Origin of the sequence: Actinoplanes awajinensis subsp. mycoplanecinus, from assembly GCF_001509495.1 — a bacterium.
Lineage (GTDB): Bacteria > Actinomycetota > Actinomycetes > Mycobacteriales > Micromonosporaceae > Actinoplanes > Actinoplanes palleronii.
The window spans coordinates 21,208-36,050 of record NZ_LLZH01000223.1 but is presented as its reverse complement, the minus strand read 5'-3'; the positions used below and the strand labels follow the sequence as shown (position 1 = coordinate 36,050).

The following is a 14,843-nucleotide window of genomic DNA, read 5'->3' as shown; positions in this document are numbered from 1 at the left end:
GTCGGAACCGAAGCCCGACTGTACGCCACCCACGCCGCGCCAACGGGGTCAGCCGTTCGGCGTGTCGCACCTAGGGATGCGTACCTTCTAACGAGCGCGCGGGTGAGAAGTCGCGTAGACCTCCCGCAGACGCTCGACGGTCACCAGCGTATACACCTGCGTCGTGGTGACCGAGGCGTGTCCCAGCAGTTCCTGCACCACCCGCACATCGGCCCCGCCGTCGAGCAGATGCGTGGCGTACGAGTGACGCAGCGTATGTGGACTGACCGCGTACGGGCCGTCGATCGGCAGGCCGGCCACCGTGGCGCAGCGGTGCAGGACGGTCCACGCGCTCTGCCGGGAGAGCCGGCCACCACGGGCGTTCAGGAAGATCGCCGGGGTGCCCCGGCCGGCCTCCGCGAGGGTCGGCCGTGCTCGTACCAGATAGGTCTGCACGGCGGTCCGGGCGTAACCGCCGACCGGGACCAGCCGGGTCCGCCCGCCCTTGCCGCGCAGCAGCGCGGCGCTCTGCTCGCCCAGGTCGAGGTCGTCGATGTCGGCGCCGACCGCCTCGGAGATCCGCGCACCGGTGCCGTAGAGGAACTCCAGCAGCGCCCGGTCGCGCAACCCCAGCGGGTTGTCCGCGGCCGGCACCGCGAGCAGGCGGCTGACCTGGTCGACGTCGAGCGCCTTGGGCAGGCGTTTCGGCGGGCTGGGCGGGCGCACCTCGGCGGCCGCGTCGTGGGTCACCAGCCGTTCGCGCAGCGCGAACCGGTGCAGCCCGCGCACCGCGCTGATCGCCCGGGCTGCCGACGACGACGCCAGGCCCTCGGCCCGCAGCGCCGCCAGGTGCCCCGTCACGTCCTTCGGGCGCACCTGCGCCAGCTCGGCGATCCCGGCGGCGGTCAGCTGCCCGGCGTAGCGGTCCAGGTCGCGGCGGTAGGAGGCGAGCGTGTTGCGGGACAGGCCCCGCTCCACGCTCAGATGGTCCAGGTAGGCCTGGATCGTCCGGTCGAGACTCAGCTCAGGACCTCCTCCAGCGATGTCGCCGTCATGCCGTGCGCCTCGGCGACCGGGCCGTAGATCACCTGCCCGCCGTGCGTGTTCAGGCCGGCGGCGAGCGCCGGATCACGCCGCAGGGCGTCGCGCCAGCCGCGGTTGGCCAGTTCCAGAGCGTACGGGAGTGTCACGTTGGTGAGCGCGTAGGTGCTGGTGTGCGGCACCGCGCCGGGCATGTTCGCGACGCAGTAGAACATCGATCCGTGCACCCGGTAGGTCGGATCGTCGTGGGTGGTCGGCCGGGACGCCTCGAAGCAGCCACCCTGGTCGATCGAGATGTCCACCAGCACACTGCCGGGTTTCATCCGGGACACCAGGTCGTTGGAGATCAGCCGGGGCGCTTTCGCGCCGGGCACCAGGACCGCGCCCACCACCAGGTCCGCGTCGAGCACGGCACGTTCGATTTCGTACGCGTTGGAAGCGATCGTCTGCAGGTGCCCGCGGTAGTCCTCGTCGGCCGCGCGCAACCGGGCGATGTTCTTGTCCAGCAGCAGCACCTCGGACTGCATGCCGAGCGCGATCGCGGCTGCGTTCATCCCGGACACGCCCGCGCCGATCACCACGGTCTTGGCCGCGTACACCCCGGGCACCCCGCCCATCAGCACGCCGCGGCCACCGCCCTGGCGCATCAGGTGGTACGCGCCGACCTGTGGCGCGAGCCGGCCGGCCACCTCGGACATCGGGGCCAGCAGCGGCAGCGAGCGGTCCGGCAGCTCGACCGTCTCGTACGCGATCCCGGTGACCTTGTGGTCGACCAGCGCGTCGGTGCACTCCTTGGACGCGGCGAGGTGCAGGTAGGTGAAGAGCACCTGACCCGGGCGCATCCGGTGGTACTCGCTGGCCACCGGCTCCTTGACCTTGAGGATCAGCTCGGCGGCGGCCCACACCGCGTCGCCGTCCGGCAGGATGGTGGCGCCCGCGTCCCGATAGTCGGCGTCGGTGATCGACGATCCGAGCCCGGCGCTGCTCTGCACGAACACCTGATGTCCCGCGCGGTCGAACTCGAACACGCCGGCCGGGGTGATCGCGACCCGGAACTCGTTGTTCTTGACCTCGCTGGGAATGCCGACCTTCACATCATTCTCCCTGCGTCACCGCGACGTTGCGCTGCGCGATATGTCCCTATCTGCCGCAGACTACCGCTGAGCAGCGCATCTTTCCCGTCTGATGGGGCCTGATCCCCTCAATGTCGGCGCAATGCCGACTTACCGGTACGGTCGCCCGATGACCGGCTTCCCCTGGCTTCTCGTCGACCAGAACGTCGACGACGACGACGCGGTGGTGGCGGCCTGCACCGACATCGACGGCCTGTTCACCGACCCGGGCGAACCGCCGGTCGAGCGGTACACGCTGCACGGATGCGCGCCGGCCGGGCTGCTGCGCGCGGCCTGCGACGGCTTCGGCCCGCCGTGGCTGGGCAATATCGGTCTCGAAGCGATCCACCGGCCGGAGTCCAAGCACCCCCGCGAGTGCTGGGAGTGCACCGAGGAGCTGCTCGACCTGACCGTGGTGGAGGCCCGCCCGGCCGGGTTCGGCGTGTTCGACGTGACCGTCGAGGGCCGGCTGCGGATCGACCCGGAGCACCGCAAGCGCCGCCGCCGGCCGTCCCGCGCCCCGGAGGCCGACGGGTACGTGCTGACCGGCATCACCGGCGAGGGCGAGGAGAAGTTCGGCACCTGCCAGGACGTGTCCGGCGTGTTCCGGCCCCGGCCCGAGCCGATGCCGAAGCCGGCCACGCTGATCGGCTGCCGGCCCGAGCCACGGCTGCAGCGGGCCATCGACGCGCTGCAGCGGGGCGCCGCCAAGCACCGCCGCATGATCATCGCGTCGATATACAGCGTCGCGCACGACGGCACCGCCACGCACATGCTGGACAGCGGGCTGGGCGCCGAGGTGTCCGGGGTGCAGCCCTCGGTGCTCGGCGACGGGCTGGTCGACGTGACGTTCGAGAGTTCGTACGGCGACGCGATCAAAGGCGGCCGCTCGACCGGGGCCCGGGAGATCTGGGAGCACTGGCGGGCCGGGCGGCCGACCGAGTCCGGGCTGTGGGCGGCGTACCCGCCCGCGCTGCGGCACGAGTGGGCCGGCGCGGCGCTGGCGCACCACCGGCCGGGACCGGACCGGGCCGCCGGCACGACGTACCACCTGGACGGGCGGCACGTCACCGACGAGGACAGCTTCTACTGCGCGATCGGCGAGGCGATCAACGGGCCCGGCGGGTACTTCGGCTGGAACGCCGGTGCGCTGCACGACTGCCTGCTCGGCGACTGGGGCGCGGCGACCGGGTTCCGGCTGGTCTGGCACGACGCCGAGGTGGCCGCGCGGCACCTGGTGCCCGGTTACGATCAGCGCGACTGGTGCCCGGCGGTGACCATGGACCATCTGCTCGCCTGGCTCGCCGAGGACGGGGTCGAGGTCGAACTCCGTTGATCCGCTGACTACATTGCACCCATGGCCGTCGAGCTGAACACCGCCGTCCCGCACTCCGCCCGCATCTATGACCACCTGCTGGGCGGCAAGGACAACTTCGAGGCGGACCGCGCCGCCGCCGCCGAGATCGTGAAGTCCTCCCCCAGCCTGCCGATCTCGATGCGCGCGAACCGCAACTACCTGGCGCGGACGGCTCGCTATCTGGCCGCGGACCTGGGCATCCGGCAGTTCCTGGACATCGGCGCCGGGCTGCCCACCGCACCCAACCTGCACGAGGTGGTGCAGGGCGTCGACCCCACCTCGCGGGTGGTCTACGTGGACAACGACCCGATAGTGCTGGTGCACGCCCGGGCGCTGCTCACCTCGGCGCCGGGGGGCTCGACCGCCTATCTGGACGCCGACCTGAACAACGCCGAGCTGATCATCAACGCGCCGGAGGTACGGGCGCTCGACTTCAGCCGGCCGATCGCGATCAGCCTGATCGCGGTCCTGCAGTTCGTCACCGACGAGGACCGGGCGCACCGGATCATCGACACGCTGATGGCGCCGCTCGCGCCGGGCAGCGCGCTGGCGATCTCCACGGTCACGGCGCACAACGAGCAGGCGGTGCAGGGCGCGAAGGTCTACACGTCCCGCGGCATCCCGGCCAAGCCGCGCACCGACGACGAGGTGGCCGGCCTGTTCCGCGGCCTGGAGCTCGTCGACCCGGGTGTCACGCTGGTCAACCGGTGGCGCCCGGACCCCGCCGCCCCGCCCGTCGACGACTCCCACGTCCAGATGTCCGGCGGCGTAGCCCTCAAACGCTGACCCCACCACCCCGCAGACTCCGCACCCAAACCCCCCACGCAGCAGGCAGAACAACCGAGTGTGGGGACTTTCGGCGCGCTCCGCACCACAACTCCCCACACAACGCTCGGAACGGCGGAGTGTGGGGACTTTCGGCGCGCTCCGCACCCAAAAACCCCACGCAACGCTCGGAACGGCCGAGTGTGGGGACTTTCGGCGCGCTCCGCACCACAACTCCCCACGCAACGCTCGCAACGACCGAGCGCCGGCCGGACCTGCGGGTCGAGAGGGAGCTGAGTGCTCCGCGAGGGAACCGGCCGTGGGGTGCCGTCTCCCCACGGCCGGCCGTCTCCCCTTCGGGGCGTGTTCCGGACGCCGGTCGGGGCTCCGTCCGGCGTCCGGAAAGCCCTAGTCGGACACCCGAGCCAGGCGGTCCTTGAGGCCCTGACCGAAAACGGTCGGAGTGCCGTTGTGGTTGCTGATCAGGGACGGGCCGGTGGCGCAGTCCCAGGTGTTCCAGGTCCAGCCCAGGTAGCCGACCCGGTTCGCGTCCGCCCAGTCCATCAGGCCGTCGATGAAGCCGTGCGCGCAGTCGTTCTCACCGATCTCGCTGAGCGTCAGCGGCACCTGCGCGGCGACCGGCGCCAGCTGGCTGGTCCAGCAGGACGTGTTCGCGCAGGTGTTGAAGTTGTAGATGTGCGCGAACGCGGCCAGGTTGTTCAGCGGGTCGCTCGGCTTGTAGGTGAGCCACTGGCTGAGGTCGTTCGAGTAGGCCAGCCCGCCGATCATGATGATGTTGGTGGCGCCGGTGGCCCGCACGGTGTTCACCAGGCCCTGGAACCCGGCCACCTGGTACCCGATGCCGGCGCAGGTGCCGCCGTCGCGCCAGCACTTCCAGCCGCTCGTCGCGTCGCCGGTGGCCCGCTCCGGGTAGGGCTCGTTGAACAGGTCGAGGATGACCGCGTCGTTGCCCTTGAAGGCGGTCGCCACGCCGGTCCAGAACGCCGGGGCGTACTGGGCGTCGGGCATCGGCTTCTGGCAGGTGGCCTTGACGTCGGCGCAGCCGGACGAGGTCCCGGTGTAGAGGCCGTAGTTCCAGTGCATCTCCACGATCGGGGTGATGCCGTTCTTGACCAGCAGGTTCACGTAGTCCTTGACCGCGGCCTGGTAGACGGCGCCACCGTAGGCGGCCGGCACGTCGGCGGTGCCGAGCCAGCACTCCTCGTTGAGCGGCACCCGGACGGTGCGGATCTTCCAGGAGCGCATGGCGGTGATCGAGGCCTGGTCCATCGGGCCGTCCCAGATGCCGTTGCCCTGGATGCAGGCGAACTCGCCGCCGGAGCGGTTCACGCCGTAGAGCCGGTGCTCGGCGCCGGCCGTGGTGACGAACTTGTTGCCGGACACCCGCAGGACGGGCGCGGCACCGGTGGGCGCCGGGGTCGGCGAGGACGTCGGCGAGACCGTGGGGGACACGGTCGGCGACGAGGTCGGCGCTGACGTCGGTGCGGACGTCGCCACCGCGCCGGTGCAGGTCACGCCGTTGAGGGTGAAGGCGGCCGGCACCGGGTTGGCGCCGGTCCAGGCGCCGGTGAAGCCGAGCCCGGCCGAGGCGTTCGTGGCGAGCGCGCCGTTCCAGCTCATGCTCGCCGCGGTGACCCGGGTGCCGGACTGGCTCCAGGTGGCGCTCCAGCCCTGGGTGACCTTCTGCCCGGCGTCGGCGAAGTCGAAGCCGAGGGTCCAGGAGCTGAGCGGGTCACCGAGGTTCTTCACGGTGACGTCGCCCTGGAAGCCGCCCTGCCACTGGCTCGCGACCTTGTACGTGACGGTGCAGCCGGCACTGGCCGCGGACGCCGGGGGCAGCGCCGTGACCAGCGTGCCCGCGGCGGCGAGGGAACCGGCCGCGAGCAGCGCCATGGTGCGAAGTCTCATGGGGATGACCAATCGAGGGAAATGGATTGGGAGCGCTCCCATTCTGTCCGCCGGTCACACCCGTGTAAAGAGCCGGAAACATCAGCCGGTCAGTCGCGCCCGCAGCACCGCCACGCCACTGCCCTCGAGCTCGGCCAGCACCACCGGGCGGCCGGTCAGCGCCAGCAGCAGCGCCTCACCGGTCCCGCGCACGGTCAGCCCCTGCCCGCCCTCCCAGTCCAGGTCGGTGGCGATGAACCGCAGCCCGTCCAGCCTGCCACGCGGCACGAACGAGCCGCGGGCCTTCGGGCTGACCAGGAAATCCAGCGACAGCAGCACCCGCGCACCGACCAGCTCGCGGGTCAGCCCGAGCGGTCGGCGGATGTCCTGACCGTGCACCTGCAGGTCGGTGAGCTGCCCGAACAGACCGACCACCGGCGGCGAGAACGGGAACTCGGCGCGCGCCCGCAGCTCCTGGCCGATCTCGGCGGCGCTCAGCTCGACGGCCAGGTCCTGCACCAGCTCGGCGTTCGCCCGGTGCACCCGGAAACCGTGCCGGATCAGCGCCGGCACGATCCGGCCGGCGCCCATCATCCACGGCGAGCACAGGTGCGCCGCGACGTCGTGCACCGTCCAGCCCCGGCACAGGCTGGGCGTCTCCAGCTGGGCCGGTGTCAACGACTCGATCAGCTCCGCCATGCCGCGGCGCTCGTCAGCGATCATCGACAGCATGTCCACGATGGACAAGTTACCGCGCGGAACCGCCCGGCTACCGGAATGCGGCCAGATTGCGTTCCAGCCAGCCGTCGAAGCCGCCCGCCGGCCGGCCCAGCACCCGCGCGACGTCCGGGCTGACCCGCTCCTCGGCCGGGGTGGGCGTGCCGATGATGTCCAGCGTGCCGTCGGCCACCGGCGCCGGCATGAACCCCAGCAGCTGCTCCCGGGCCTGCGCGCGGGTCTGCTCGGTGAAGCGCACCGGCTCACCCAGCGCCGCCGCGATCCGGGCCGCCCGCTGCCGGGGCGTGCTCGGCTCGGGGCCGGTCAGCTCGTAGACGCGGCCGGCGTGGGCCGGGTCGCGCAGCGCCACCGCGGCCACCGCGGCGATGTCCGCCGGGTCGACGAGCGGCAGGCCGACGTCACCGAACGGCGCCGCCACCGCGCGCCGCACCCGCACCGGCTCCGCCCAGGCGAACGTGTTGGACATGAACCCGCCGGGCCGCAGCACCGTCCAGCCCAGGCCGGAATCCCGCACGGTCCGCTCCAGGGCGCGCAGCGGGGCGTGCGACGCCGCGTCCGGCCGGGTGCCGGCCGCCTGCGAGGAGAGCAGCACCACCCGGCGCACCCCGCCGGCCCGCACCACGTCCAGGATCGCCGGGCCGTCCAGGTGCGCGCCGGCCCCCGCGACCAGCAGGAAGAACGCCTCGGCGCCGGCCACCACCGGGCGCAGGCTCACCGGGTCGGCCAGGTCGGCCCGGTGATGTCGCGCCCCGGGCAGCTCCCGCCCGGGATCGGTGCGCGACACCGCCCGCACCTCGGCGCCCGCCGCCGCCAGTGCCGCCACCAGCGACCGTCCGACGTTGCCGGTCGCACCCGTCACCACGTACATGCCGTCTCCCTCCGGGTCCCTTCCGGACCGCTCGGGGAGACGCTAGTTTCCTGAAGACAGTAGGTACCTAGAGGAAAGTGACTCACTTGTGAGGAGTGCCACCATGACGGATCCGGAACAGGCCTGCCCGATCGCGCCGGCCGTCGACATCGTCTTCAGCCGGTGGACCACGCCGATCCTCTGGGCGCTGCACGAGCACGGCCGGCAGCGCTTCGTCGAGTTGCAGCGCCGGCTGCCCTCGATCACGCCGAAGGTGCTCACCGAGCGGCTGCGCCGGATGGAACGCGACGGCCTGCTCACCCGCACCTGGTACGCCGAGGTGCCACCCCGGGTGGAGTACGAGATCAGCGACCTCGGCCGCAGCCTCAGCCCGGTCTTCGCCCAGCTGGCCACGTGGGCCGGTGACCACCTGGACGACGTGACGAAGGCGCGCGACGCCTACGACGCGACGAAGATGCAGAACGTGTGACCGGCCGGGTCGGCATAGACCCGCAGCGGCTCCTCCGGGTCGTGGCTGCGGTCGGAGCGCAGGGTCGCGCCGAGGCTGAGCGCCCGCTCGTGCTGCCGGTCCAGCTCCTCGACCGAGGGCACCGTGGTGTCCAGGTGCAGCTGCTGCGGCACCTCCGGGTCGGGCCAGGTGGTCGGTTTCAGCTTCGGCTCCTGCTGGAACGCCAGCCGGACACCGCCGTCACCGACCAGGACCAGCCAGTCGGCGCCGTTCACGTCGGGCTCACTGGCGGCCGGCGGCTCGTCGCCGGGGCGATATGTCAGCCCGAGCAACTGGCGATAGAACTCGGCCAGGCCACGCGCGTCCGGCGTGTCCAGCACGATCGATTGCAGCTTCGGGAAACTCACGATCCCTCCTCCACTTTCAGGGCGTCGTCACGCTACTACCGGGGTCCGACAGAATTGCTGCCGTGCTGCTCAAGTGGGTGATCTGCGAGGTCGGCGACGCGACGCGGTTCACCGCCGGGCAGTCCGGCTGGGGCTCGCTGCGACGGTGGCCGGGCTTTCTCGGGCAGGCCGGCGGCTGGAGCACGCGGGTTCCGGGCCGGGCGCACATCCTGGGCTGCTGGCGCGACCGGGCCGATTACGGCGCGTTCATGGCCGCCGGGCACGACCGGATCGCGGCCGGTCAGGCGGGCAGCTATCACGGCATCGAGGTGCGCCTGTGCGACGACGCGCGCTCGGTCGGCCGGTCGATTCCGGAGGCGTTCGCTGCGGCCGAGGTGGTGCGGTTGGCGCACGGTCCAGCCCACGAACACACTGCTTATTTCGTACGAAATGAGCAGTCGACCCCGGACGACCGCCTCGTCTGGCGAAGCGCGGACCCGGACCCGAGCGGACCTGGTGACGACATGTTCGCGCTGGTCCCGGAGTGGACCGTGGTGCCGCGCACGGACTGACCGCTGTCAGACAGCGCTGCTGCGGGCCTGCAGCGCGGCGGTACGCGGGGTGCGCTCGATCCACGCCATCACCGGGCCGACCGCGAACCCGCACGCGGCGAAGATCCCGGCGAGCACCCACCAGCCCCAGCCACCGGTCTCGATCACCAGGAACGTCAGGCCCGCCGGACCGGCCAGCCGGGTCACGCCCTGCACCGACTTGTCCAGTCCGACGTAGAGGCCACGCTGGGCCGGCGGCGGGATCTCGGCCTGCACGAACCACTGCCCCGCGGAGATCCACAACTCGGTGCCGGTGAACAGGGCGACGGCCACGAACAGCAGCACCACGGTGAGCCAGCCGTGGGTCATCCCGGTGGCCGCGGCGACCGGGCAGGCCAGCGCGGCGCTCACCGCCGCGGCCCGGGTCAGCCGCACCACACCGGGCAGCGAGTCGGCGCCGCGGGTGGCCCGGACCTGGAACACCACGGCCAGCACGGTGTTCAGCGCGACCAGGCCGCCGAGCACCGGCTTCGGCACGTCGGTACGGGTGATCACCCAGAGCTGCAGCACGTCGTTCCACGCGAACATGTGCAGCCAGAGCACCCCGAACACGGTCGAACCCGCGGTGTACGGCAGGTCGCGCAGCACCCCCCACGGGCTCGGGCGCGGGCCGTCCGCCGCACTCCGCACCGCGGGCAGCCGGGTGACGTACCAGCCGTTGACCGCGGAGGCCCCCGCCGCGACGAAGACCAGCCACAGCAGGCCCGGACGGGAGTCGAGGGCCAGCGCACCGGCGCCGAGCCCGGCACCGACGGTCCAGCCCACGTTCAGGTACGCCCGGCTGAACGCCATCACCCGGACCCGGTCCCGCGCCGGCACCGCGGCGGCGGTGTAGACCACCCGGCCGCTGGTCGACAAAGTCTCCGCGGCCGTCTGAACGCACATCAGCAGCACGAACACCCAGAACTCCCGGCCCAGCGGGTACGCCGCGAACGCCGCCGCCCGCACCAGCGCGCCGATCGTCCAGGCCCGCCGCCCGCCGATCCGGTCGGTCAGGTGCCCGAGCGGCAACGACCCGACCAGCGCGGCGAACCCGGCGCAGGAGAGACCGATACCGATCTGCACCGGGCTCAACCCGACGTAGAGGCTGTAGAAGACCACGCTGCCGGCCAGGAACGTGCCGGTGCCGACACCCCACAGCGCGTTCTGGGCAGCGAGCATCCGGGGCAGTCCGGGCGCCGGCAGGATCTTTCCGAGGACACCCCGCATATCGATCATCGTGATACATCGGACCATCAAGCGCCCAACGGATCAATGGCTACCACGTTGCGCCAAATATCACCAGATGGGGGCCGCCCGGCCCCGTGGATTCGTGTACCGGCCGCAGGTCCCCTGTACTTTCGTTCCTGTGCTGAACGATCTTGCTTTGGTGGACCCTTTCCTGTGTTGAACGATCTTGCGTTGGTGGACTGGGCGGCACTGACCGCGGAGAACGTCCCGGACCTGCTCCGGTCGGTCGCCGCGGGTGACTCCGCCGCGTTCGACGACCTCTTCGGCGAGCTGTGCGACCAGGGCACGCTCGGCGACGCGACGGCGTCGTCGGTGCCGTTCCTGATCCGGATCCTGGACGCGCCGGCCGCCGACCCGCAGAGCCTGCTGGTGCTGCTGACCGACATCGCGAGCGCCAGCTCCCCCCGCGGGCAGCACCTGACGGCCGCCGCCCGGACCGCGGTCACCGTCGGCCTGCCCAGCTACCTGCGACTGCTCGCCGTGCACCCGGACGACGAGGTGCGTGCCGCCGCCGCCACCCTGATCGGCGCGCTCGGCCCGGCGGTCGCCGGTGGCGCGTCCGCGGCGCTGCGCACGGCCTCGGTCACCGACCGGGCCGACCGGGTGCGTGCCGGTGCCGTGATGGCCCTCGGCAGCCGCGGTGACACCGCCGACGACCGGCTGGCCGACCCCGCGCCGCTGGTCCGGCTCGCGGCCGCGTTGGTGCTGGCCGCGGCGGACACCGCGACGCCGCTGCCCGGCCCGGTGGTGCAGATCCTGGAACGGGACGCGCCGGACGCGCTGGAGCTGATCGAGCAGCTGGCCGGAGCCGACTACGACGACGCGCTGGTCTGGGTGCTGCGCCGGCTGCGGCCACGCTGGGAGCTGCAGGTCCGGCTGGTCACCGGCTGGCTGCGGCACCCGGTGGAAGCGGTCCGGGAGGCCGCCGCATACGCCGCCGACGAGCCGCTGCTGCTCTGGCGACCGGCCGCGGCGCTGCTGGCCGGGCCGCTCGCCGACGCCCTCGACGACCCGGCCGGCAAGGTCAGGTACTGGGCCCGGCAGCACGTGGCGGCGGCCGGCTCGGCCACCGCGGTAATCGCCGACCGGCTGTGGGCGGCGCTGCCCAGCGACGAGTACACCGGCCTGCTGACCGCGCTCTGCGCCCTGCACGACCCGCGCGCCGACGCGCACCTCGCGCAGCGGATCGCCGACGGACGCCTCGACCGGCTGGGCGACGCCCTCAAGGAGCTCGGCCCCTGGGCGACCGCCTGCCGCGGCGTGCTCGCCGCGGCGATCGAGGCCACCCCGCCGGGCCACCGGCGGAGCTCGCTGATCGAGGCGGCCGGGCGGACCGGCACCCCGGCCGGCGAGCTGATCCCGGTGCTGCGGCGGCAGGCGGCCACCCACCCGGACGCGGTCTGCCAGGTCCTCGGCGACCTCGGGCCGGGCGCCGCGGCGGCGCTGCCCGAGCTGGCCGCGCTGCGGGCCGGTGACAACCACCGGACCCGGTTCCAGGCGGCCCGGGCGATCTGGCGGATCACCGGCGAGCCGGCCGGCGCGCTCGAGTTGCTGCGGGCCGACGCGCACGGCGCCGACGCCAGGGCGCTGATCGGTGACCTGGGGCCGGCCGGGGCGGAGTTCGCCGGGGCGCTGCGTGCGCTGTTCGGCTCGGAGGACTATTGGGAGCCGACCGAGGCGGCGATCGCGTACTGGGCGGTCACCGGGGACGCCGGACCGGTCGTCCCGGTGCTGCTGCCCCACCTGGAGTGCAACCCGCGCGGGCGCAAGGCGCTGGCCTGCCTGGCCGAGATCGGCCCGGACGCGGCGGCCGCGATCCCGGTGCTGCGCGCCGCGGTCGACGCACCCCTGCGCCAGTGGAAGACGTCGGCGGGCAACAACGGGGTGCGGCAGGACGAGGCGTGGCAGGCGGCCTGTGCGGCCGCCCTTCGCTCGTTAGAGGCGGATCGCTCTTAGAGACAGTGCCGCCGCCGGGCACCTCGTGCCCGGCGGCGTCTTTCAGCCGGCGTCACTTCTCAGCCGGCGCCGCTTCTCAGCCGGCATTGCTTCTCAGGCGGCGTCGCGGAACCGGGCCGCGGCGAGCAGGCCGGCCACCGCGGCCGCATTCGTGATCTCGCCCCGCAGCGCCATGGCGACCGCCTCGTCCAGGTCGACCCGGACCACCTCGAGGTCGGCCTCCTCCTCGGTGCGCCGGTGCCGGTCGGGCGCCGGGACCTCGGTCAGGTCCCGGGCCAGGTAGATCAGGACGTGCTCGGTGCTGAACCCGGGCGACGTGTGCAGCTCGACCAGCTTGTCGAAGCGGCCGGCCGCCAGGTCCACCTCCTCGGCCAGCTCGCGGGCCGCGGTCAGCGCCGGCTCCTCGTCCTCGACGTCGCGCAGCCCGGCCGGCAGCTCCCAGATCTTGGCGCCGAGCGGGTGCCGGTACTGCTTGATCAGCACCACCCGGCCGTCCTCGTCGAGCGCCACCACGACGACCGCGCCGCGGTTGCGCACCACGTCGCGCTTGGCCGTGCCGCCGTCCGACATGGTCACCTCGTCGGTGAACACGTCGAAGATCGGACCCCGGTACCGCTCGGTCCGGGTGACCGTCTCGTGCTCGAACGCCATCAAGAGGCCTCGACCGGCTCGACCGGCAGCTCGTCGGCGGCGGCGTAGACCACGGCGGCCCGGACCAGGCCGTCGAAGAGCGGGTGCGGGCGGGTCGGGCGGCTCTTCAGCTCCGGGTGCGCCTGGGTGGCCACGAAGTACGGGTGCACGGCCCGGTCCAGCTCGATGAACTCGACCAGCCGGCCGTCCGGCGAGGTGCCGGAGAAGATCAGGCCGGACTGGGCCAGCTTGTCCCGGTAGTCGTTGTTGACCTCGTACCGGTGCCGGTGCCGCTCGGAGATGTCGGTCGAGCCGTAGACCTCGGCCACGATCGAACCCTCGGTGAGCGTCGCCGGGTAGGCGCCCAGCCGCATGGTGCCGCCCATGTCGCCCTTGCCCGCGACGATGTCCTCCTGGTCGGCCATCGTGGAGATCACCGGGTACGTCGCGGTCTCGTCGAACTCCAGCGAGTTCGCGCCGGCCAGCCCGGCCAGGTTGCGCGCCGCGTCGATGGTCATGCACTGCAGGCCGAGACAGAGGCCGAGGATCGGGATGCCGTTCTCCCGGGCGTACCGGGAGGTGTTGACCTTGCCCTCGATCCCGCGGACGCCGAAGCCGCCCGGGATGACGATGCCGTCGACGCCCTTGAGCGCGGTCGCGGCGCCGGCCGGCGTCACGCAGTCGTCGCTCGGCACCCAGCGGATCTGGATCTTCACGGTGTTGCCGAAGCCGGCCGCCCGGATCGCCTCGGTGACCGAGAGGTACGCGTCCGGCAGGTCGACGTACTTGCCGACCAGCGCGATGGTGATCGTCCGCTTCGGGTGGTGCACCCGCTCCAGCAGGTCGTTCCAGGTCTTCCAGTTCACGTCGCGGAACGACAGGCCGAGCCGGCGCACCACGTAGGCGTCCAGGCCGCCGTCGTGCAGCACCTTCGGGATGTCGTAGATGCTCGGCGCGTCCGGGCAGGCGATGACGGCTTCGACGTCCACGTCGGTGTAGAGCGACAGCTTCTGCCGCATCTTCTCCGGGATCTCCCGGTCGCTGCGGCAGATCAGCGCGTCCGGCTGGATACCGATGTTGCGCAGCGCCGCCACCGAGTGCTGGGTCGGCTTGGTCTTCAGCTCACCCGACGGCGCGAGGTACGGGATCAGCGACACGTGCAGGTAGAACACGTGATCGCGGCCCACCTCGTGGCGGACCTGCCGGATCGCCTCGAGGAACGGCAGCGACTCCATGTCGCCGACGGTGCCACCGACCTCGGTGATCACCACGTCCGGGACGTTGCCGTTCTCGTCCGGATCCGCCATCGCGAAGATCCGGCTCTTGATCTCGTTGGTGATGTGCGGGATGACCTGGACGGTGTCGCCGAGGTACTCACCCCGCCGCTCCCGCGCGATGACCGCCGAGTACACCTGGCCGGTCGTCACGTTCGCCTTGCCGGACAGATCCCGGTCCAGGAAGCGCTCGTAGTGGCCGACGTCCAGGTCGGTCTCCGCGCCGTCCTCGGTGACGAAGACCTCACCGTGCTGGAACGGGTTCATCGTGCCCGGGTCGACGTTCAGGTAAGGGTCGAGCTTCTGCATCACGACGCGGAGTCCGCGGGCGGTGAGCAGATTGCCGAGGCTAGAGGCGGTGAGGCCCTTGCCCAGCGAGGAGGCGACGCCCCCGGTGACAAAGATGTGCCGAGTGTCGCGCACTGTTGAGGCCAAGGCCCGCTCCCGTGGTCGCCGTATTCCGGTTCGTGCAGACCGGGCGTCAGCGCCCATCCACGGGAATTCACCGTAACACTGATTGCCGGGCGTGCGGCGTTCGGG

At 72.2% G+C, this 14,843-nt stretch carries 14 protein-coding genes; 5 read left to right on the top strand and 9 right to left on the bottom strand.

From position 1 onward, the window contains the following. Positions 1–87 precede the first annotated feature (87 nt). Together xerD and ald are read right to left on the bottom strand one after the other, a co-directional pair. Complete coding sequence (gene xerD / locus ADL15_RS22510; protein ID WP_067694535.1) at positions 88–1,023, bottom strand: site-specific tyrosine recombinase XerD; 936 nt, start codon at positions 1,021–1,023, stop codon at positions 88–90. Continuing rightward, a complete protein-coding gene (gene ald, locus ADL15_RS22505) occupies positions 999–2,114 on the bottom strand; it encodes an alanine dehydrogenase (RefSeq protein ID WP_067694532.1) in 1,116 nt (371 codons plus the stop codon). Before ald ends, xerD begins: the two co-directional genes overlap by 25 nt. Positions 2,115–2,262: 148 nt before the next feature. On the opposite strand from ald, the gene ADL15_RS22500 reads away from it, so the two are divergent. Then, complete coding sequence (locus ADL15_RS22500; RefSeq protein ID WP_067694692.1) at positions 2,263–3,468, top strand: barstar family protein; 1,206 nt, start codon at positions 2,263–2,265, stop codon at positions 3,466–3,468. 21 nt (positions 3,469–3,489) lie between these two features. Next, entirely contained in the window at positions 3,490–4,275 is a 786-nt protein-coding gene (locus ADL15_RS22495) for an SAM-dependent methyltransferase (protein ID WP_083971595.1), read from the top strand. Between the two features lie 387 nt (positions 4,276–4,662). On the opposite strand, the gene ADL15_RS22490 is transcribed toward ADL15_RS22495, so the two are convergent. The 3 genes from ADL15_RS22490 to ADL15_RS22480 all read right to left on the bottom strand — a co-directional run bounded on the left by ADL15_RS22490 (position 4,663) and on the right by ADL15_RS22480 (position 7,768). Continuing rightward, the gene (locus ADL15_RS22490; protein ID WP_232344283.1) at positions 4,663–6,183 is read right to left on the bottom strand and encodes a cellulose binding domain-containing protein; all 1,521 of its coding nucleotides are present in this window, start codon (positions 6,181–6,183) and stop codon (positions 4,663–4,665) included. 81 nt (positions 6,184–6,264) lie between these two features. After that, the gene (locus ADL15_RS22485) at positions 6,265–6,894 is read right to left on the bottom strand and encodes a maleylpyruvate isomerase family mycothiol-dependent enzyme (RefSeq protein ID WP_067694526.1); all 630 of its coding nucleotides are present in this window, start codon (positions 6,892–6,894) and stop codon (positions 6,265–6,267) included. 37 nt (positions 6,895–6,931) lie between these two features. Further along, positions 6,932–7,768, bottom strand: coding sequence for an SDR family oxidoreductase (locus ADL15_RS22480; RefSeq protein WP_067694523.1), 837 nt, complete (start codon positions 7,766–7,768; stop codon positions 6,932–6,934). A 103-nt stretch (positions 7,769–7,871) separates the two neighbouring features. On the opposite strand from ADL15_RS22480, the gene ADL15_RS22475 reads away from it, so the two are divergent. Further along, the gene (locus ADL15_RS22475) at positions 7,872–8,237 is read left to right on the top strand and encodes a winged helix-turn-helix transcriptional regulator (RefSeq protein ID WP_198170962.1); all 366 of its coding nucleotides are present in this window, start codon (positions 7,872–7,874) and stop codon (positions 8,235–8,237) included. Here the strand turns inward: ADL15_RS22475 and ADL15_RS22470 are convergent. Beyond that, positions 8,207–8,623, bottom strand: a complete 417-nt coding sequence (locus ADL15_RS22470) for a VOC family protein (protein WP_067694516.1) — start codon at positions 8,621–8,623, stop codon at positions 8,207–8,209. The genes ADL15_RS22475 and ADL15_RS22470 overlap by 31 nt on opposite strands. Before the next feature lie 62 nt (positions 8,624–8,685). Here ADL15_RS22470 and ADL15_RS22465 point away from each other — a divergent pair, with 62 nt between their 5' ends. Continuing rightward, the gene (locus ADL15_RS22465) at positions 8,686–9,174 is read left to right on the top strand and encodes a YdbC family protein (RefSeq protein WP_067694514.1); all 489 of its coding nucleotides are present in this window, start codon (positions 8,686–8,688) and stop codon (positions 9,172–9,174) included. A 6-nt stretch (positions 9,175–9,180) separates the two neighbouring features. Here ADL15_RS22465 and ADL15_RS22460 read toward each other — a convergent pair whose 3' ends face one another. Continuing rightward, entirely contained in the window at positions 9,181–10,431 is a 1,251-nt protein-coding gene (locus ADL15_RS22460) for an MFS transporter (protein ID WP_198170961.1), read from the bottom strand. Between the two features lie 186 nt (positions 10,432–10,617). On the opposite strand from ADL15_RS22460, the gene ADL15_RS22455 reads away from it, so the two are divergent. Continuing rightward, entirely contained in the window at positions 10,618–12,399 is a 1,782-nt protein-coding gene (locus ADL15_RS22455) for a hypothetical protein (protein ID WP_067694507.1), read from the top strand. Positions 12,400–12,492: 93 nt separating this feature from the next. On the opposite strand, the gene ADL15_RS22450 is transcribed toward ADL15_RS22455, so the two are convergent. Both ADL15_RS22450 and ADL15_RS22445 read right to left on the bottom strand, forming a co-directional pair. Further along, positions 12,493–13,050: an NUDIX domain-containing protein gene (locus ADL15_RS22450; protein ID WP_067694504.1), complete on the bottom strand. Its 558-nt coding sequence runs from the start codon at positions 13,048–13,050 to the stop codon at positions 12,493–12,495. Next, positions 13,050–14,738 (bottom strand): CTP synthase, encoded by a 1,689-nt coding sequence (locus tag ADL15_RS22445; protein WP_067694501.1) that lies wholly within the window; start codon positions 14,736–14,738, stop codon positions 13,050–13,052. Before ADL15_RS22445 ends, ADL15_RS22450 begins: the two co-directional genes overlap by 1 nt. Positions 14,739–14,843: the final 105 nt, after the last annotated feature.